Below are 20,614 nucleotides of genomic sequence, written 5' to 3'. Positions count from 1 at the left end.
TGAGTTTTAAACGCTTTTTGTTCCGCCCTTTATTTTAACATAGGAAGTTAGTCGGTAACTAAGAAAAGACCCAGACAAAAACTGCCCGGGTCTTTTTTACATGCCTAACAGCAAGTCTATTTTTGGTTGTAAAGAGATTTCGGCTTGCCGTACCACCAGCCACCTAATTTTTTCTGAATCCATGGAATTACCCAACGGTCTAAACCAACCGCACGGCCAGAGCCATTCATTAAAGCAAAGGCAACAGGGATAAACCAAATATTAACCCAGTAAAACATACCAGACATACAAAACATTGCAACTAAAATGATTGTTGTTCCACTCATTAACCAAGTGAACAAACCAGCCATTAAACAAAGGGCAATCCCAATTTCAACAAAGACCATCATTTTTTGGAAGAACATTGCAACGTCCATATTTGGCATCATTATTTTCATAATATTACTAAACCAATCTGGCGCTTTATCTAAAACGGCCATTGGTTGTTCGCCGTAACCATAGCTTAAGCCAAAGTGTGCCGCATGAGCTGCCGCTTCTGCACCACCTGAAGAAGCCGCGTTGGTTGCAGCATCTGCTGCTCCAGAAGAAACAGTTGCAGAAGCACCGCCTACAGCATCTGCAACACTTGACGCTGTGGTCGCAGCTGTAGCAGAAGCACCAGAAGCAGCATCCGCACCAGAAGATGCTGTGGTTGCAGCTTCTTTAGCATATTCCCACGTCCAAGGGAAGACAGAATTGCCAGTAAACCATGAACCTTCACCAAACCAAGTAGATGGTTTTAAAACTTCGCCATTACCAACGATTTTTTTGAAGGCTTCAATAAACCAAACTAAACCGTAAAAGACGCGTAAGGGTACACTCCACAAAACATTACCATAACGAGAAGAGTGTCCTCGCGTTACGTTGCGGTCGTCTTTAATGTGGAAGAATTCGTGCATCATGTATTGGAACATATAATAGCCAGAACGAATATCAAAGAAGTATTTCAAATTGACGATGTGTTTCATAATAATTGCTAAGAAACCACTTAAATGGATTTTGCCGAATAATTCTGCAACCCCCCATTTAGCACCGACAGAAACCATGAATCCTTGATAGTTACTCTTGAATTTATGTTTTTGGCCGTCTCCTTTAATCGCAGATACAACGTTTGCCGCTGCACAGTGACCTGTTTGTTCAGCTGCTTGAACGATTTGTGGTGTTGGTGTATTTGGTTGTTCTTCGTAGTAAACCAAATCCCCGATAATATAGATATTTTTATCTTCGTAGCCTTTTGCTTCCATGTATTCGTTAGCCACTAAACGATTACCACGAGCGGCTTCTAAACCAAAATCAGCTGCATCAGAAGTTGCTTTGACACCAGCAGTCCAGATTAACGTGTGTGTTGGAATAGTAGAGCCGTCTTTTAATTTAATATGATCTGCATCGACTTCCACGATTGGCGCATTTAAAACAAGTTCAACATTTTTCTTTTCCAAGTAACGAACAGCTTTGTTAGCATCGTTACGGTTTAACATGTTTAAAATTGTTGGCATTGCTTCTACAACTTTTAATGTGAATTCGCTTGGATCTAATTTGTAGTCTTCAGCTAAGCGGTCTTTCCAGTCCACTAATTCACCAATCATCTCAATTCCGGTAAAACCAGAACCACAGACAACAAAAGTAAGCATTGCTTTACGTTTTGCAGCATCTGGTTCAATTGCTGCTTTGGCAACAGTGTGTTCGATGTGTTCGCGAATGCGGACAGAATCTTCAAAAGACCATAATGTAAAGCCGTGTTCTTTGACACCAGGGGTACCAAAATCATTTGGTTCGCCACCCATACCAATTATTAAGTGATCAAATGAATAGCTACCAGCTTGTGTTTTGACAACTTTTTGCTCTTTGTCGATACCAACTACGGTGTCTGTTACCAATTTGACGTTTTTCTTACGGGCAAACAAGCGTTGTAAGTCATATTGAATTGCAGTTGGTTCCACGCGGCCACCGGCAACTTCGTGTAGTTCTGTCATCATGGTGTGATAAGAATGACGATCGATTAATGTGATTTCCACATCATCTTTTTTCAGTTTCTTAGCCATGAATTTAGTAGCGGCTACACCTGCGTAACCAGCACCCACAACGACAATGTTTTTCTTTGTCATTGAAAATCGCTCCTTAAAATATAAAAATAGTATGATAATTATTACACAATCCACACCATTATACAGACTTGAATGTTATTTGTCTATCCTAAAAACTTCATTAGAATGAGGTTTTTAGCTGAAAATAAGCTTGTGAACATAGACCATTATTGTGAATTTTTCTCAAAGCTGTAAACGTTTGACTTTTACCCCACTTTAATTACAATGTAATGTGCATCACATATTTATTACGTGAGAAGAATAAGTGGAATGAAAAGGGGAAATATCATGTTAAACAAGAAATTAGTAGCAGGGTTTACAGTCTTGACTTTTTCTGCCTTAGTTTTAGGCGCTTGCAGTCCAGACAAAAAAGATGACAGTGCAGCAAGTTCATCTGCGAAAACAGAACAAACAACAACTTCATCAAGTAAAGCTGCAAAGGCTGACGTCAAAATTGCTGATGGAAAAACTGAAAATGCAGAGGTACCAAGAGCAGGTACTCTTGTTATGCGTCAATTATACACAGCACCTCATGGCGACAAATCATTTGCAGTTGTTAACGTAACATTAGACGGTGACAAAATTATTTCTGCACGCTTAGATGAATTCCAATACGTTGAAAAAGGGGACGACTGGAAAGGCGTACCAAATTCTGACGGTAAATTAGGCGAAAACTTCCCGAAAGGCAATATTTTAGTTGCAAAAGAAGAAAATAATGAAGCATACTCCGCAATGATGAAAGATCATGCTGGTGCAACTCAAACCTGGGATGCAAGTATGACTGCTATTACAAACTTTGTTAAAGGCAAAACAATTTCAGAAGTAGAAAAAGCTGTTAAAGATCTTGAAGCACAAGGCAAAGATGCAAAAGTTGCTGATGTTGTTTCTGGTGCAACATTTGCTGACACGAAAGGTTACTTACAATCTATCGTAGACGCTGCTAAATCTGGTATGGTTTCTGTTGGTGAAAAAACAAGCAATGCTGATTTGAAAGAAGCCATGATTTTAGCTGCACCTCACGGGGATCAATCATTTGCAACAGTCACAGTGGCTTTAGATGGTGATAAAGTAGCAGCAACATTTGTGGACGAATTCCAATACGTTGATCCAGCAGACTTTGGTGGTGTACCTAATTCAAACGCTGCCTTTGGTGAAGGTATTAAAGACAACCAAGTGTTAGGTTCTAAATATGCTAACAATGAAGCATACTCTGCATTGATGAAAGACCATGCCAAAGCTACACAAACATGGGAAGAAAATATTCATGCAGTTGATGCCTTTGCAAAAGGTAAGACAGTAGCAGAATTAGAAAAAGCTGTTAGCGACTTGAAAGGTCAAGGCGAAGACGGTAAAGTTTCTGATGTTGTTTCTGGTGCAACATTTGCTGATACAGCTGGTTACTTGCAAGCTATCGTAGACGCTGCTAAAAAAGCTGCGGAATAATTTTAAATAAAAATTTTTGAACTTCCAGTCTCTTAAGACTGGAAGTTTTTTTGTGAAAAATAAACAGCGTTATAACTTTTACTTTAAAGAACACAAAAAGAACAATAGTTGTCAGGACACAACATTGTCAGCTTTTACTATCAGAAGCAAATAGCAAATTTTTCATGTGAAATTTAATTCAAAATGAAACGAAAGTAAGAAAAGTAATGGAAGATGAATACAGTAACAGACCCTCTAATGCATGAAGAATCATGGAAACGTTTGACTTTTACCTAACTTTTATTACAATGTAATATGTATCACATACTTAGTGTGTGACAAGAATAAGTGAAATGAAGAGGGGAAATAAAAAATGAAATCGAAAAAATTAGTAGCAGGTTTCACAGTCTTGGCTTTTTCTGCTTTAGTATTAGGTGCATGTAGCCCAGACAACAAAGACGACAGCCAAGCAAGCTCATCTGCCAAAACAGAACAAACAACAGCATCATCTTCAGCAGCTAAAGAAGAAGCAGCTAAAGTTATTGCTGGTGGCGAAATGAAAGACGGTACTTACAAGTTAGAAGAAAAGAACTATTCAAACGGCTACCGTGCTACTTTTGAAATCACTGTAAAAGACGGTAAAATTACAGAATCTAAATATGACAACGTAAATGAAGCTGGCAAATCAAAAACTGAAGATGCCGACTACAACAAACAAATGAAAGACAAAGCAGGTATTGCACCAGAAGAATTTATTCCTAAATTCAACGAAGAATTAGTTGCAGCACAAGATCCATCAAGCATGGACGTTGTAACTGGCGCGACACATTCATTTGAATCATTCCAAAACTATGCACAACAATTAATCCAAGCTGCACAAGCTGGTAAAACAGATACAATTGAAATCGACAATGGTGCACAACTTAAAGACGGCACTTATGCATTGAAAGAAAAAAATGACAAAAACGGGTACCACGTTGACTTTTCAATCGTAGTAAAAGACGGTAAAATTACAGAATCTAACTACGACAATTTAAACGCAGACGGCAAATCTAAAAAAGATGACGCTGACTATGAAAAGAACATGAAAGACAAATCTGGCGTTGGTCCTAAAGAATATATCGAAGACTTGAATAAAAACTTCTTAGCTGCAATGGGCAAAGAAGACGGTTCACCTGCTGATATGGACGTTGTAACTGGTGCAACTCACAGTTCACACACATTCATCATCTATGCTGAACAATTAATCAATGCTGCTGAAAAAGGCGACACAACTCCAATCGAAGTTGACAACATTGTGACTGAATAATTTAGGCTTTTATGAAATCCCGACTGCTTGTAAAAGTGGTCGGGATTTTTGTTGTAGTGGCAGTCGATCGGTATAAAAAGAGCAATTTTTGATTAAAAATAATGAACTAGGATAAAATTTTAGAATAGCGCGATATTATCCAGTGGCAAAAATAATTCTACTGGAAAAATTAGTTATTAATTTAAGTTATTTCAAATCATGAAGAAATTACGGTTATGTTTTTTATAAACTTGTGACTTTGCAAACAAGGCAAAAACCGCTATGATGTAATCGTTGATTTTAAGGAGGAAAAAACATGAAAAAATATTGGCGCCTGCTGTTCGTTACTTTTATCGGTATTTTCTTTTTAGCCGCTTGTGGTAAAGGTGACAGTGATAAAAAGACGACAAAATTGCGGGAAGAACCCTATTACCAAGAAAAATTTCTGATGGGGACATACGTGAGAATTCGAATTTACGATGAAGGAAAAGAAGCTGCTTTAAAGCCGGCTTTTGACCGGGTGGAAGAATTGGCAGATAAAATTACGATTAATCAAAAAGGATCTGAAATTGATGCGATTAATAAAGAAGCTGGCATAAAACCGGTGAAAGTAACTTCAGATATGTATTACCTGTTAAAAGAAGCCTACAAATACAGTAAAGAAACAAACGAAGCGTTTAATATGACAATTGGGGCAGTTACACAATTATGGCGAATCGGCTTTGACGATGCGAGAAAACCTGCGCAAAGTGAAATTGACGCTGCTTTGCAAAAAATTGATTATCACAAAGTAAAATTTAATGACAACGATCAAACAGTTTATTTAGAAGAAAAAGGCATGATCATTGATCTTGGGGCGATTGCCAAAGGCTATATCACAGATGAAGTAGTAAAAGTTTTAAAAGACAAAGGTGTAACGTCTGCAATTGTTGACTTAGGTGGGAATGTGTATGTCTTAGGACACAGTAATCGTGGAGCAAGTGACCCGTGGAATGTGGGAATTCAAGATCCCAATAAGAGTCGTGGTTCCATTGTCGGCAGCATCAAAGAAAAAAACCGCACCATTGTAACTTCTGGTATTTATGAACGTTTCTTAGAAGTGGATGGAAAAAAATACCACCACATTTTTGATTCTAAAACAGGTTATCCTTACGATAACGATATTGCCGGAGTATCTATTATTACGAATAAATCCATTGACGGCGATGCTTTGTCGACCTCTGTTTTTGCTATGGGGGTAAAAGAAGGAATGAAATTCATCGAAGAACATGAAAAAGGCAGCGATGCAATTTTTGTTACGAAAGATGACAAGGTTTACGTCACAGATGGAATTAAAGATAATTTTAAAATCGGTAAAGACTCTGGTTATACCATGGGAAATCGTAGCGAACTAAAATAAAAAGGTGGGGCGGTCCTAAACGCGTTTAGTTATAGGTGATAAGCCAAAATTTTGCACCAGTTTTCTAAAATTAGGGAAATTGCGGCTAAATTTGGCTTATTATTTTGAATTGTTTATTGCCGCCTTTTAGATGCAAAAAGGAGTTTGTTGTATGTCTTTAAAAGTATTTTTGGAAATCGTGGAGATTAAGACTAAAATTGCCAGTGTTTTCCCCTTCTTAGTTGGGGCACTGTTTTCAGCTACGTTTTATCATTCATTTCATTTTGGGTATACGCTATTATTTTTTATTGCCATGATAATTTTTGATATGACAACAACGGCGATTAACAATTACATGGATTTTGAAAAAGCCCATTCACAAACCTATAAGTTTAACGAAAATGTGATTGGACGGGAAAACGTGTCGCCTAAATTGGTGCGACAAATGATTGTGGGAATGATTTTAACCGCGGCTCTTTTAGGTTTTATTCTGGCCTATCAAACAGGCTGGTTATTGCTTGTGTTAGGTTTGGTGTGCTGTTTTATCGGTGTATTTTACACCTATGGTCCGGTCCCGTTATCCCGGATGCCACTAGGAGAGATTTTCAGTGGCGTAACGATGGGGTTGGGGATTACCGCGATGGTAGTTTATATCAATACCATGAGTAGCAAAGTGATGTATTTACAAGTTGATTTTGCCAGTGGTAGATTCTCTTTTAACGGGAATTTTTGGCTGATTGCAGCCCTTGTGTTAGCTGCAATACCTTTAATTTGTACGATTGCCAATATCATGTTGGCAAATAATTTGCGCGATTTGGAAACAGATATTAAAAACCATCGCTATACTTTAGTTTATTACATTGGCCGCGAACACGGAATTCACTTGTTTTCGTATTTGATGTATATAAGTTACGTGGCAATTTTGGTTGGCGTCTTACTGCAAGTCTTTTCTTGGCCGCTACTTTTGGTCTTTTTAACTTTACCAAAAATCCGCCAAAATTTACTTGCCCACAAAAAAGAATTGCCTGCACCTCATAGTTTTGTTTATTCCCTGAAAAATATGGTGCTCTTTAATAGTGCCTATGTTATTTGCCTAGGCTTATCTTTAATCTGGCAATGGCTGCGCTAGTAAAAATATAAAAACTGCCCTTTTTGCAAAATAATGCAATGGGGCAGTTTTTTGTTTAACTTATTTGTTTAACTTATAAGAGGAGCTCTTTGATAGCTGCTGTGATTAAGTTTCACTCATCTGGTTAACGTGTTATTCACCAATGGAACTGAGACTAATTTCGCCAGAATTTAAGGTAAACGTTTTTTGTGGTGTAGTGACGACTAGCTGCCCTTCATTGGTAATATCTTTAGCGATACCAGAATACGTTTTACCACCTTGTGTAAAACTGACAGTTTGTCCTAAAACAAAAGAACGTTTGCGATACTCAGTTAAGAAATCTTGCTGGGGTAACTGCGCTAATAGATCAAAAAAGTGCCGCCAAATTTCATTGATTAATTGATTGCGCTCAAAAGGTGGCGTACCCCCTTCGGCAAAAAGGGAAGTGGCTTTTTGTTGCAAGTCATTAGGAAAGTCTTTCTGCGCAATAGCAAAGTTCAAGCCCATACCGATAATCACATGAGAAATAATGCCAGACTCAAAATCACTTTGAGCTTCTGAAAGAATACCGCAAATCTTACGACCTTCTAAATAAATATCATTAACCCATTTGATTTGTGGTTTTCGGGTCGTTAATTTTTCAATCGCCTGGCAAACAGCCACTGCTGCTAAAACAGTATATTGTGGCAATTCTGCAAAAGATTGGTTAGGGGTTAGTAATAAACTCATGTAAATGCCTTCGCCTTTTTGCGCGAAAAATGGGCGATTAAAGCGGCCATGCGCCGCCGTCTGCATATCGGCTACGACTAAAAAAGGTGCTTTAATACCACTAACTTGGGCAAGCTTGGCATCTTTCATTGTTGATTCTGAAGTAGCTTTTGTCGCCACTGCTAAATCAGGTAAACCAGCGGCAATGGCTATATCATCCAAGCGATCTTGTGGTAAGTAACGGTAGCCCGTTTTCAAATGATCAAAGGTATAACCAACTTTTTCTAATTCTTTAATTGCTTTCCAGACAGCTGTGCGGGAAATAGCTAGCTCTTGGGCAATTTTTTCTCCTGATAAGGTGGCATTACTTTGTTTTAAAAGTTGTAATACGCGGTCTTTTGTGGTCAAAAAAAAACCTCCTATCTATTTTTATGGTCATATAAAAGATAAAGGATTAATGCCAAAAAAGAAACAAAAAGACAGCTAATTCGTATGAATAAAATAGTAGTAGACTCAAAATGGCGGTGGTGCAACACTTGGCTGAAGAAGAATAACATCATGATTAACAAAAAAGCCAGTATCCTTTTGTGGCGATTCCACTTCACAAAAAAAGCGGCAATGATTAAAAAAAGCAGTACAGGTACCCAAAAAATGAGACCGCTAATCCGCTCCATACAAAACACTCCAATAAAAGATTTGATTTTTAGTACCGTAAAATTTTAAAATCTTCACTTTCAAGACGAAACGTCAAAAAATTGATTGAAATTCCATCTTCATGTTAGTGAGTTTACCGAGTTTCCTCAGTGTTTCTATTGAACAATAACTTTTTGTAGAAAGTCACGAAAAAATTGTTAATAATTGAACAATGGCGCCTAAGTTTTTTCAAAGGAAAGGACTTATTTCATCATTATCAAAAGAATCAAATAAAAAATCGAATCTTTAACAAACTATTAAGTAAAGCCATATACATGGGGAAAAGCCATTGACAAAACAGTATTTGGTCTGTATAATCGACAGAGCAAAAACTATCTGATGAAAAGAAGGAAGCAGGAACGATCTATTGTCCGTTTCGGCTTTGCCATAGGAAAACAAAAGTAGAAAGGTCAGTTTGAACGTTCTATCTTTTGGTTTTTTTTATGCCCAAAAGCCGCAAAAAATGCTTTTTGTTACGAAATTTTAATATTTGTAATCTTTTTGTAACGAAACTTGGATAGCCTTTTTGAAAGAAATTTTTGAGGGGTGAAGAGCTTGGCTGGACACGTAGTAAAATACGGGAAACATCGCGAACGTAGAAGTTACGCTAGAATCAGTGAAGTATTGGAATTACCGAATTTGATTGAAATTCAAACCGACTCTTACCAATGGTTTTTAGATGAAGGTTTACGTGAGATGTTTGAAGACATCTTACCAATTGATGATTTTAACGGTAATTTGTCACTGGAATTTGTTGATTACGACTTAAAGGAACCAAAGTACACAGTTGAAGAAGCTCGCGCGCATGATGCAAACTACTCTGCGCCACTACATGTTACGTTGCGTTTGACAAACCGGGAAACTGGCGAAATTAAATCACAAGAAGTTTTCTTCGGTGATTTCCCATTGATGACTGAACAAGGTACATTCATCATTAACGGTGCTGAACGGGTTATCGTATCACAGTTGGTACGTTCACCAGGTGTTTATTTCCACGGTAAAGTAGATAAAAATGGTAAAGAAGGCTTTGGTTCAACTGTTATTCCTAACCGGGGTGCATGGTTGGAAATGGAAACAGATGCCAAAGATATTTCCTATGTACGGATTGACCGTACGCGTAAAATTCCATTAACAGTATTGGTTCGGGCATTAGGCTTTGGCTCAGACGATACAATTCTTGAAATTTTTGGTGAAAGCTTATCATTACGCAATACAATCGAAAAAGACTTGCATAAAAACGCAAGTGATTCTCGTACTGAAGAAGGCTTAAAAGATATTTATGAACGTCTACGTCCGGGGGAACCAAAGACTGCTGACAGTTCACGTAATCTTTTGAACGCTCGTTTTTTTGATCCAAAACGTTACGACCTTGCCAATGTTGGTCGTTATAAAGTAAATAAAAAATTAGACCTGAAAACACGTCTATTAAACTTAACATTAGCTGAAACTTTGGTTGATCCTGAAACTGGCGAAATCATCGTTGAAAAAGGGACTGTTTTGTCTCACCAAGAAATGGACAAGTTAGCACCTTTCTTAGAAAATGGCTTAAATGCTGTCACTTACTATCCTTCAGAAGACGGTGTCGTGACAGAACCAATGACTGTTCAAGTGATTAAAGTATTTTCACCAAAAGATCCAGAACGAGAAGTAAATGTGATTGGTAATGGCTATCCAGATGCTTCTGTAAAAACAGTGCGTCCGGCAGATATCATTGCTGCTATGAGCTATTTCTTTAACTTAATGGAAGGTATCGGCAATGTGGACGATATTGATCACTTAGGAAACCGTCGTATTCGTTCTGTGGGGGAATTGTTGCAAAATCAATTCCGGATTGGTTTAGCTCGGATGGAACGTGTGGTACGTGAACGGATGTCAATTCAAGATACCGAAACATTAACACCACAACAATTAATTAATATTCGTCCAGTTGTAGCAAGTATCAAAGAATTCTTTGGTTCTTCTCAGTTGTCACAGTTCATGGACCAAACAAACCCATTAGGTGAGTTAACTCATAAACGTCGTCTATCAGCCTTAGGGCCTGGTGGTTTGACTCGAGATCGTGCGGGTTATGAAGTGCGAGATGTTCACTATTCTCACTATGGTCGTATGTGTCCAATTGAAACCCCTGAAGGTCCAAACATTGGGTTGATCAATAGCTTGGCATCTTACGCTAAAGTAAATAAATACGGCTTTATCGAAACTCCTTACCGTCGCGTGGACCGTGCGACAGGCCGCGTAACTGATCAAATCGACTATTTGACAGCCGATATTGAAGACCATTACGTTGTTGCCCAAGCAAACAGCCCATTAAATGAAGATGGTACGTTTAAAGAAGAATTGGTTATGGCCCGTGCAACTTCTGAAAACTTAGAAGTAACCATTGACAAAGTTGATTACATGGATGTATCACCAAAACAAGTAGTTGCCGTTGCGACTGCATGTATTCCTTTCTTAGAAAACGATGACTCCAACCGTGCTTTGATGGGTGCCAACATGCAGCGTCAAGCTGTGCCATTGATTAATCCTAAATCACCATGGGTTGGGACTGGGATGGAATATAAATCAGCCCATGACTCAGGTGCTGCTTTATTATGTAAAAACCCAGGTGTCGTTGAATTTTGTGATGCAGCCGAAATTCGCGTTCGTCGTGAAGATGGCGCATTAGATGTTTACTCGGTTACAAAATTCCGTCGTTCTAACTCAGGTACTAGCTACAACCAACGCCCATTAGTAAAACTAGGGGAGGAAGTTGAAAAAGGCGATATCTTAGCTGACGGACCTTCTATGGAAAACGGTGAAATGGCCTTAGGTCAAAACGTCTTGGTTGCCTTCATGACTTGGGAAGGTTACAACTATGAAGATGCCATCATCATGAGCCGCCGTTTGGTGAAAGATGATGTTTATACTTCAATTCACATTGAAGAATACGAATCCGAAGCGCGTGATACAAAATTAGGACCTGAAGAAATTACCCGCGAAATTCCAAACGTTGGGGAAGACGCATTGAAGAACTTGGACGAAATGGGGATTATCCGCATTGGTGCTGAAGTAAAAGACGGTGACTTATTAGTTGGTAAAGTTACGCCAAAAGGTGTGACGGAATTATCAGCTGAAGAACGTTTATTACATGCTATCTTTGGTGAAAAAGCCCGCGAAGTTCGCGACACGTCTCTTCGAGTGCCTCACGGCGGTGGCGGTATCGTCCACGACGTGAAAATCTTTACCCGTGAAGCCGGAGATGAATTATCACCAGGGGTTAATATGTTAGTGCGCGTTTATATTGTGCAAAAACGTAAAATCCATGAAGGAGATAAAATGGCCGGTCGTCACGGTAACAAAGGGGTTGTATCCCGCATTATGCCAGAAGAAGATATGCCATATCTTCCAGACGGCACACCGGTTGACATCATGTTGAATCCTTTAGGGGTGCCATCACGGATGAATATCGGACAAGTATTGGAATTACACTTAGGAATGGCTGCCCGTCAATTAGGTATTCACGTTGCAACACCAGTATTCGATGGTGCTAACGATGAAGATGTTTGGGCAACTGTTAAAGAAGCAGGTATGGCAAGTGATGCTAAAACTGTTCTTTACGATGGCCGTACTGGTGAACCATTTGATGGACGAATCTCCGTTGGGGTTATGTATATGATTAAACTAGCCCACATGGTTGATGATAAATTGCATGCCCGTTCAATTGGACCTTACTCACTTGTCACGCAACAACCATTGGGTGGTAAAGCACAGTTTGGTGGACAACGTTTCGGGGAAATGGAAGTTTGGGCGCTTGAAGCTTATGGTGCAGCTTATACCTTGCAAGAAATCTTGACTTACAAATCAGATGACGTTGTGGGTCGTGTGAAAACATACGAAGCAATCGTTAAAGGTGAACCAATTCCAAAACCTGGTGTACCAGAATCCTTCCGCGTATTAGTGAAAGAATTACAATCATTAGGTTTAGATATGCGCGTTCTTGATATCGAAGATGAAGAAATTGAACTTCGTGATATGGATGACGATGATGATGATTTAATTACAGTAGATGCTTTGACGAAATTCGCCGAACAACAATCTGCTAAAGAAGTTGAACAGGCAGCTGCTGCTGAAGAAAAAACTGCAGAAGAAGATTTAAATCAAGAAATTGAAACGGCAGAAGACGTAGAATAAGCTTTCATTTAACGGAGCATTTGACACTTTTCAGTCACAGACTGTTAAAGTGTCAATACTCCCTTAAAAGCTTACGTTTATATTCAGTTGCAACCCGCTAGAAATGAAATGGAGGGAACCCCTTTTGATCGATGTAAATAAATTCGAAAGCATGCAAATAGGTCTGGCATCTCCTGAGAAAATCAGAAGCTGGTCATACGGGGAAGTAAAAAAACCTGAGACCATCAACTACCGCACGCTAAAACCGGAACGGGAAGGTTTGTTTGACGAACGCATTTTCGGTCCTACTAAAGACTGGGAATGTGCTTGTGGTAAGTACAAACGCATCCGTTACAAAGGCATCGTCTGTGACCGTTGTGGCGTGGAAGTAACACGCTCAAAAGTACGTCGTGAACGTATGGGTCACATCGAATTAGCTGCTCCGGTTTCACATATTTGGTATTTCAAAGGTATCCCATCACGGATGGGCTTAGTTTTAGATATGAGCCCACGGGCATTAGAAGAAGTGATTTACTTCGCTTCTTATGTCGTAATCGATCCAGGCGATACTTCATTAGAGAAAAAACAATTATTGACTGAAAGAGAATACCGTGAAAAACGGGATCAATACGGTCAAACATTCACTGCTGCGATGGGTGCTGAAGCAATCAAACAATTGTTAGACAGCGTTGACTTAGATGGCGAAGCAGCTGAATTAAAAGAAGAATTAAAAACAGCTTCCGGCCAAAAACGGACACGGGCAATCCGTCGTTTGGATATTTTGGAAGCATTCCGCAAATCTGGCAACAAACCAAGCTGGATGGTGATGGATGTTATTCCTGTAATTCCGCCAGACTTACGTCCAATGGTTCAACTAGAAGGTGGCCGTTTTGCAACGAGTGACTTAAATGACTTGTACCGTCGTGTGATTAACCGGAACAACCGGTTAAAACGCTTGTTGGACTTAAATGCACCTTCAATTATTGTGCAAAATGAAAAACGGATGTTACAAGAAGCCGTTGATGCCTTGATTGATAATGGTCGTCGTGGTCGTCCTGTTACAGGACCTGGTAACCGTCCATTGAAATCACTTTCTCATATGTTGAAAGGGAAACAAGGTCGTTTCCGTCAAAACTTGCTAGGGAAACGTGTTGACTACTCTGGTCGTTCCGTTATTGTTGTTGGACCTTTCTTAAAAATGTATCAATGTGGGTTGCCAAAAGAAATGGCAATCGAATTGTTCAAACCATTTGTTATGAAAGAATTGGTTCAAAGAGAAATTGCCTCAAACATCAAAAATGCAAAACGTAAAATCGAACGTATGGAAGATGAAGTTTGGGACGTTTTAGAAGATGTCATCAAAGAACATCCTGTCCTATTGAACCGGGCACCTACTTTACACAGATTAGGTATCCAAGCTTTTGAACCAGTTTTAGTTGAAGGTCGCGCAATCCGCTTGCACCCATTAGTGTGTGAAGCTTACAATGCCGATTTCGATGGTGACCAAATGGCGGTTCACGTACCATTAAATGACGAAGCACAAGCAGAAGCGCGGATGTTAATGTTAGCGGCACAAAATATCTTAAATCCAAAAGATGGTAAACCAGTTGTAACCCCTTCTCAAGATATGGTCTTAGGGAACTACTACTTGACGATGGAAGAAGATGGTCGTGAAGGCGAAGGTATGATCTTCCGTGATATGGATGAAGCTGTCACGGCATGGCGCAATGGCTATGTGCATTTACACTCTCGGATTGCGGTTAATCCAAGAACTCTAGGCGACAAACCATTCACTGAAGAACAAAAAAATCGTTTAATGGTAACAACGGTTGGTAAAGTTATTTTTAACTCAATTATGCCACCAGAATTTCCTTACTTAAACGAACCAACTGATTTTAACTTGACAATCCAAACACCTGATAAATACTTTGTGGATGCAGGAACAGATATTCCAACTTTCATCAAAGAACAAGAACTAGTTGGACCATTCAAGAAGAAAAACCTAGGAAATATCATTGCGGAAGTCTTCAAACGTTTCAAAGTTACAGAAACTTCTAAAATGTTGGACCGCATGAAAGATTTAGGGTATAAACACTCTACTCATGCTGGTATCACAGTAGGGATAGCCGATATCATGGTTTTATCTGAAAAACATGACATTATCGAAGCAGCCCACAAACAAGTAGAAACTATTACCAAACAATTCCGTCGCGGTTTAATTACAGATGATGAACGTTATGAACGCGTTATTGGTGTTTGGAATGCAGCCAAAGATGAAATTCAACAAAAATTGATGGAATCTTTAGATGCGAAAAACCCAATCTTCATGATGAGTGACTCTGGTGCCCGTGGTAACATCTCAAACTTTACCCAGCTTGCTGGTATGCGTGGTTTGATGGCCGCTCCAAATGGTCGGATTATGGAATTGCCGATCATCTCTAACTTCCGTGAAGGGCTATCGGTCTTAGAAATGTTTATCTCTACTCACGGTGCCCGTAAAGGGATGACGGATACCGCCTTGAAAACTGCCGATTCCGGTTATCTTACTCGTCGTTTGGTTGACGTAGCCCAAGATGTTATCATTCGTGAAGAAGATTGTGGAACTGATCGTGGTTTAGATATCAGTGCAATTCGTGAAGGTAATGAAATTATTGAATCACTAGAAGAACGTCTAGTAGGACGTTACACACGCAAATCTGTTGTTCATCCTGAAACTGGTGAAATGATTATCGGTTCTGATGATCTCATCACTGAAGATATTGCCCGTCAAATCGTCGATGCAGGAATTGAAACTGTTTCAATTCGTTCTGTCTTCACATGTAATACAAAACATGGTGTATGTAAACATTGTTATGGCCGTAATTTGGCAACTGGTGCTGAAGTTGAAGTTGGTGAAGCAGTTGGTACAATCGCTGCTCAATCAATCGGTGAACCAGGTACTCAGTTAACTATGCGTACATTCCATACCGGTGGGGTTGCCGGGGACGATATTACCCAAGGTTTACCTCGTGTCCAAGAAATTTTTGAAGCCCGTAATCCAAAAGGGCAAGCTGTTATCACCGAAGTTACAGGTGAAGTCATTGAAATTACAGAAGATGCTGCAACGCGTAGCAAAGAAGTGACAATCAAGGGTACGACTGATACACGGACATATACCGTTCCTTATACAGCCCGTATGAAAGTAGCAGAAGGAGATTACATCCATCGTGGTGCACCTCTAACTGAAGGGTCAATCGATCCAAAACAATTACTACAAGTTCGTGATGTTTTATCTGTTGAAAACTACCTATTGCGAGAAGTACAACGTGTTTATCGTATGCAAGGGGTAGAAATTGGCGACAAACATATTGAAGTTATGGTCCGTCAAATGTTACGTAAAGTTCGTGTTATGGATCCAGGTGATACAGAGATTCTACCAGGTACATTACTAGATATTGCCGACTTTAAAGACCAAAACTACAACACATTGGTTGCCGGTGGCGTGCCTGCGACATCTCGTCCAGTGTTACTAGGGATTACAAAAGCATCACTAGAAACAAATAGTTTCTTATCTGCGGCGTCATTCCAAGAAACCACACGAGTATTAACAGATGCAGCTATCCGTGGCAAACGTGATCCATTACTAGGCTTGAAAGAAAATGTTATTATCGGGAAAATCATTCCTGCTGGTACTGGTATGGCTCGTTACCGCAATATGGAACCAAAAGAAGTTACAGTTGCTTCTGAAAATGTTTATAGTATTTCAGACATCGAAGCCCAAATGGCGGCAGAAGATGCATTAAACAATCAAGACTAATAGATTATTAAAAAACCTTCCGCAAATAGCGGAAGGTTTTTTGTAGTTTCCAAAAATTTTGTGGGTTTATAGGGATAAAAGCTTTTAGAGAATAAATATAAAAAATATGCTATACTCGTTGTAACGATTTCGTGACAAAGAGGAGGCGCTTCAATGTTTATTTATGTAGGGTGTTCAGGCGGTGGAACGTCTAGTATTTTTTGTCAGAAAATGGCAAATGAAATCAGTCAGCAACAGAATTTAACGGCAGTCTTTACCGATGTAGAGACAGTTTTTCAGCAACAACGAGAATATGGAAATGCGTATGATTTAATCTTTGTCTATGGGGGAATTGGCGCGATTGCTCATCACAATGCTTTTGACTTTGGCCAATTATTTGATGTGGTATTTGTTGCGCCGCAAGTTCGATTTTTGACTGCTAAAATTAAAACTTTACTTGCGGGCTTTCCTACAATTGTCAAAGATATTCCAATGAAAATTTTTGGGCGCATGAACACAAAAGAGGCTTGCGCTTTACTGTTAGACGAATTGATTGTCCTAGATGAAAAACGCGCTTATCATTCCGATATAGTAGCGACAACGAAAGCCCAGGATAAAGATATTGAGATTATGATAATTGGAGGGAGTAGCCAGGACAGTTATTTCCAGTACTTTTTTAAACAATGGGAAGCCCAAGAAATCTTTTATCATGTACAATCTTATAGTTTGGAGAGCCTCTATCATTTTGACATTCAAAAAGAAGTCGGATTGCGGGTTCTTTTTGCCAGTAGTGGCCAATTGAAAGAAGCCGACTTTGCCAAAGTAGCTCGCCGAATAGATGGTTTGTGGCTCATGCCTGCTGCTAAATTGGGCTTTGAAAAGAAATTGAAATGGTTTAATGATTATCAAATTCCAGTTTTTCAGCCTACTTTCAATGAAGTTAGTTTGAAAGATCAAGCAGGAGTAACTGAATTTTTATTGTCAGTTTCGTACTATACTGAAGCAACAAAAGAAAATAGCATTCCCTTGTATGAAGCACCCCAGATGAAGAAAAGGAAATCATTTTTGAACATCTTCGTGTGGGAATGAAGGTTCTGTTAGTTTTAACCACTGCAAAAAATCTTTTTCGTGTTGAAACAAATACAAAATCCTTTCTTTACCTAAAATATGTTCGGTAATTTGCAGTTGCTGTTTGTTTTTAAAAGATTCATGGATTTGTCTTAATTGTAAATTACGATCTTGTTGTAAGCCTTTGGTTAAATTAGGAATTGATAGTTGAAAACTTGGTTGTGATGGTACACCAAAAACACGTACCATAGCATCATAAGTTGTAAGCCATACGGTACCGCTTTTTCGCACTTCACTTTCATGAAATTTGCCCCGCAAAGCAGCTTGACGAATACTATTTCCACTGGCTAATCCCCATTTTTGAGCTGCCTCGGTGAAAGTTAGTACTTGATTTAAATCAATCATTGTCTCACGTCCTTTCCTGTCTATTTTAACGTAAAACAAAGCAAGAAAGAAGAATTACAAAGCACATAACTGTAGTGTAAAAACTGCAGTAAATACTGTATCATGTTAAAATAAAGGTACAACTGGTGGGGTGCAATGGGTAATAACAAGCAAACCACAACTCAAATAGGGAATAAAAGGAAGTGTGGTTAACTTTTTTTGTAGTAGTTTTGCTATCAAAAAGGAAACTAATCCCAAACTGCTACTAATCAGTAAGAGTAGACAAAACTGGGTTAAGCTTAACCAGGGACTCCAAGCAAGTAATAAATACAAATCGCCAGTTCCAAACTTATTTTTGTAGTAGTGATAAAAAAAGCAAATAAATACTAAGCAATATAACAGCGTTTCCCAATGAAAGGTAGTTTTTAAATGAAGTTGAAAACCCCATAAGAGTAGTGTTGTACTAAAAAAATACCGAGATCTAATAATTGGGAGTAAATATCGACAATACTCAAAATCCAGGCAGTATAAAGCCAAAATAAGGTGAGTAAACTTGTTGGTAAAATCGTATCTTTCAAACAAAGGACAAATAATAGACCACAAGTTAACTCTGCTACTAAGTAACCAAATGGTAATTTAACCTGGCAATGGCGACAGCGGCCTGCCTGTAGAGTAAAGCTGATAACAGGAATTAGTTCATACCAATGTAAATGGCTTTTGCAAGTTGTACAATGAGAAGCTGGAAATATTAAGGAAAGCCCGCTTAGTTGTCTCGTGGCAACTAAATAGCCAAAAGAGCCAAAACAGCAACCAATAATAAAAATCATAAGAATTCTCCTTTCAAAAGAAAGTACGCCAAAAATGAAGATCTTATTTTTTATATTTTATTTTAAGAAAGATGAGGTGCGCTAAAATGAGAAAATTGGGAATACCGCTTTTGTTGGTGCTGCTATTTTTTTTAGCTGGCTGTAGCAAGGCTATTCCAGCAGAAGATGCCGCAAAACTTTTTGTTGACCAAGTTGTTTATGATAAGGATGCAAAAAAATTTACAGCAAACTTTGCGAATGGAGACGAGTTGAACAAAGGTTTTAAAGAAAATGAAAAAAACTTTAAGGATAATTTCACTGCTGGCTTAATCAGTGTGGGAGATGCTGTTTCAGAAGATGAAGCTAATGAATTAACAGAATTACTAAATCACCAAATTAAAGAGGTAACCTCCTATAAAGTAGCGATAAAAGAAGCAGGTAAAATCTCTAATATCACCTATGAAGTGAAAGGGCTAGATTTTGCAGCAATTATGAAGGAAACATCAAAAGGCATTACGCAAAAAATAATGGCAGACAACAAACTAGCCAGTGATCAAAATAAAATTATTGAAGAGACGTTACAGTTATTACGAGAGAATATTAAAGTTGCCAAAGCAAAAGAAGAGGCAGTCCCGATTATGATTGAGATGAAGCCAGAAAAGGGCAAATGGACAATTGTCAGAGGACAAAGAGAACAGATTAATAATTTATATTTTGCTTTTGTAGCGGGTGTCAAAGATCAAGAAACATTAACCAATGACTGGAACAAAGCGATGGAAGAAGTCGCAAAAGAAGTTCAAGCGGAATTAAAATAAGAAAATGACCTCTTGTTAAAAAACAAGAGGTCATTTTCTTAAACGAGGGATTTTCAATAAAGAGTGTATAAATCTACTTATTTTTTTATTAGTTACAAAGAAATTGAAATAACGAAAAAGTGTATTTTATTGTACTTTTTATTGATTTCATACTATCATTTTAATGTAAACAATTTGAAGGAGGATGAAAAATGAAATTTGCAAAAACAAAAGAAGTATTAAACCAATTAGTGGCAGATTTAAGTCAAATGTCAATGGTTATTCACCAAACACACTGGTATATGCGAGGACCTGGATTCTTGACATTACACCCAATGATGGATGAATTCATGGACGATGTGAATGCGCAATTAGATGAAATTTCTGAACGTTTGATCACATTAGATGGTTCTCCTTTTTCTACATTGAAGGAAATGGCTGAAAATACTAAAATTCCAGATGAAATTGGCCGTTGGGATCGTTCTATGGAAGAACGTTTAACTACTTTGGTTGAAGGTTACCGCTACTTAGCTGACTTATATCAAAAAGGGATTGAAGTATCTGGCGAAGAAGGCGATGATCCAACCCAAGATATCTTCATCGAATTTAAAACGGCGACAGAAAAACGCATTTGGATGATTCAAGCACACTTAGGTAAAGCACCTGAAATTGATGCGTAAAATTGGATAAAAAAGGATTCAGCATTAATGCTGAATCCTTTTTTTGTTTGTAAAGAAATTTCATTTTTACATAAAACGCTGCTGTTTTTCAGTATAAATTGCATTTCTTTCATCTTTTTTACAAAAATTTAATCTTATTTTGGTATAGCTAGAATTTTCTGAATTTTAGTCTGAAATTTAGTTTTATCTATTGTTATTTTATTTTTATTACTCTTAAAATAATAGGAAAATATATAAG

13 protein-coding genes are annotated in these 20,614 nt (G+C 38.4%); 9 read left to right on the top strand and 4 right to left on the bottom strand.

The window, feature by feature from the left end; all coding sequences use genetic code 11:
- Positions 1 to 116: 116 nt before the first annotated feature.
- On the bottom strand, positions 117 to 2,144 hold the full coding sequence (locus EsVE80_RS12860) for an NAD(P)/FAD-dependent oxidoreductase (protein WP_173104035.1): 2,028 nt from the start codon (positions 2,142 to 2,144) through the stop codon (positions 117 to 119).
- Between the two features lie 267 nt (positions 2,145 to 2,411).
- On the opposite strand from EsVE80_RS12860, the gene EsVE80_RS12855 reads away from it, so the two are divergent.
- From EsVE80_RS12855 to menA, 4 genes are all read left to right on the top strand, one after another.
- A complete protein-coding gene (locus EsVE80_RS12855; RefSeq protein ID WP_173104034.1) occupies positions 2,412 to 3,566 on the top strand; it encodes a peptidoglycan-binding protein in 1,155 nt (384 codons plus the stop codon).
- Between the two features lie 352 nt (positions 3,567 to 3,918).
- Positions 3,919 to 4,854, top strand: a complete 936-nt coding sequence (pplA, locus tag EsVE80_RS12850; protein WP_173104033.1) for an extracellular electron transfer flavoprotein PplA — start codon at positions 3,919 to 3,921, stop codon at positions 4,852 to 4,854.
- A gap of 295 nt (positions 4,855 to 5,149) precedes the next feature.
- Positions 5,150 to 6,232 (top strand): FAD:protein FMN transferase, encoded by a 1,083-nt coding sequence (locus EsVE80_RS12845; protein WP_173104032.1) that lies wholly within the window; start codon positions 5,150 to 5,152, stop codon positions 6,230 to 6,232.
- A 151-nt stretch (positions 6,233 to 6,383) separates the two neighbouring features.
- Positions 6,384 to 7,340, top strand: a complete 957-nt coding sequence (gene menA / locus EsVE80_RS12840; RefSeq protein WP_173104031.1) for a 1,4-dihydroxy-2-naphthoate polyprenyltransferase — start codon at positions 6,384 to 6,386, stop codon at positions 7,338 to 7,340.
- 132 nt (positions 7,341 to 7,472) lie between these two features.
- Here menA and EsVE80_RS12835 read toward each other — a convergent pair whose 3' ends face one another.
- Positions 7,473 to 8,435, bottom strand: a complete 963-nt coding sequence (locus EsVE80_RS12835; RefSeq protein ID WP_173104030.1) for a biotin--[acetyl-CoA-carboxylase] ligase — start codon at positions 8,433 to 8,435, stop codon at positions 7,473 to 7,475.
- A gap of 840 nt (positions 8,436 to 9,275) precedes the next feature.
- Here EsVE80_RS12835 and rpoB point away from each other — a divergent pair.
- From rpoB to EsVE80_RS12820, 3 genes are all read left to right on the top strand, one after another.
- Positions 9,276 to 12,890 (top strand): DNA-directed RNA polymerase subunit beta, encoded by a 3,615-nt coding sequence (gene rpoB, locus EsVE80_RS12830; protein WP_173104029.1) that lies wholly within the window; start codon positions 9,276 to 9,278, stop codon positions 12,888 to 12,890.
- Positions 12,891 to 13,014: 124 nt separating this feature from the next.
- Entirely contained in the window at positions 13,015 to 16,665 is a 3,651-nt protein-coding gene (rpoC, locus tag EsVE80_RS12825) for a DNA-directed RNA polymerase subunit beta' (RefSeq protein ID WP_332107354.1), read from the top strand.
- Between the two features lie 153 nt (positions 16,666 to 16,818).
- Positions 16,819 to 17,733 carry a PTS sugar transporter subunit IIB gene (locus EsVE80_RS12820; RefSeq protein ID WP_173104027.1) on the top strand — a complete coding sequence of 305 codons (915 nt, stop codon included), beginning with the start codon at positions 16,819 to 16,821 and terminating at the stop codon, positions 17,731 to 17,733.
- Here EsVE80_RS12820 and EsVE80_RS12815 read toward each other — a convergent pair.
- Together EsVE80_RS12815 and EsVE80_RS13935 are read right to left on the bottom strand one after the other, a co-directional pair.
- A complete protein-coding gene (locus EsVE80_RS12815) occupies positions 17,704 to 18,117 on the bottom strand; it encodes a helix-turn-helix domain-containing protein (protein WP_173104026.1) in 414 nt (137 codons plus the stop codon). The two genes, EsVE80_RS12820 and EsVE80_RS12815, sit on opposite strands and share 30 nt — an antisense overlap.
- A 404-nt stretch (positions 18,118 to 18,521) precedes the next feature.
- A complete protein-coding gene (locus EsVE80_RS13935) occupies positions 18,522 to 18,923 on the bottom strand; it encodes a prepilin peptidase (protein WP_232061218.1) in 402 nt (133 codons plus the stop codon).
- A gap of 86 nt (positions 18,924 to 19,009) precedes the next feature.
- Here EsVE80_RS13935 and EsVE80_RS12805 point away from each other — a divergent pair, with 86 nt between their 5' ends.
- Positions 19,010 to 19,717: a DUF5105 domain-containing protein gene (locus EsVE80_RS12805; RefSeq protein WP_173104025.1), complete on the top strand. Its 708-nt coding sequence runs from the start codon at positions 19,010 to 19,012 to the stop codon at positions 19,715 to 19,717.
- Positions 19,718 to 19,908: 191 nt separating this feature from the next.
- Positions 19,909 to 20,376 (top strand): Dps family protein, encoded by a 468-nt coding sequence (locus tag EsVE80_RS12800; protein ID WP_173104024.1) that lies wholly within the window; start codon positions 19,909 to 19,911, stop codon positions 20,374 to 20,376.
- Positions 20,377 to 20,614: the final 238 nt, after the last annotated feature.

This window comes from Enterococcus saigonensis (assembly GCF_011397115.1).
Classification (GTDB): Bacteria; Bacillota; Bacilli; order Lactobacillales; family Enterococcaceae; genus Enterococcus_C; species Enterococcus_C saigonensis.
This window is presented reverse-complemented; position numbering and strand designations above follow the sequence as displayed.

Coding starts and splice junctions, on each gene's coding strand:
- EsVE80_RS12800 (WP_173104024.1), top strand. CDS start 19,909: ATGAAATTTGCAAAAACAAAAGAAGTATTAAACCAATTAGTGGCAGAT.
- EsVE80_RS12855 (WP_173104034.1), top strand. CDS start 2,412: ATGTTAAACAAGAAATTAGTAGCAGGGTTTACAGTCTTGACTTTTTCT.
- EsVE80_RS12815 (WP_173104026.1), bottom strand. CDS start 18,117: ATGATTGATTTAAATCAAGTACTAACTTTCACCGAGGCAGCTCAAAAA.
- pplA (WP_173104033.1), top strand. CDS start 3,919: ATGAAATCGAAAAAATTAGTAGCAGGTTTCACAGTCTTGGCTTTTTCT.
- EsVE80_RS12805 (WP_173104025.1), top strand. CDS start 19,010: ATGAGAAAATTGGGAATACCGCTTTTGTTGGTGCTGCTATTTTTTTTA.
- EsVE80_RS12845 (WP_173104032.1), top strand. CDS start 5,150: ATGAAAAAATATTGGCGCCTGCTGTTCGTTACTTTTATCGGTATTTTC.
- EsVE80_RS12820 (WP_173104027.1), top strand. CDS start 16,819: ATGTTTATTTATGTAGGGTGTTCAGGCGGTGGAACGTCTAGTATTTTT.
- EsVE80_RS13935 (WP_232061218.1), bottom strand. CDS start 18,923: ATGATTTTTATTATTGGTTGCTGTTTTGGCTCTTTTGGCTATTTAGTT.
- menA (WP_173104031.1), top strand. CDS start 6,384: ATGTCTTTAAAAGTATTTTTGGAAATCGTGGAGATTAAGACTAAAATT.
- EsVE80_RS12860 (WP_173104035.1), bottom strand. CDS start 2,144: ATGACAAAGAAAAACATTGTCGTTGTGGGTGCTGGTTACGCAGGTGTA.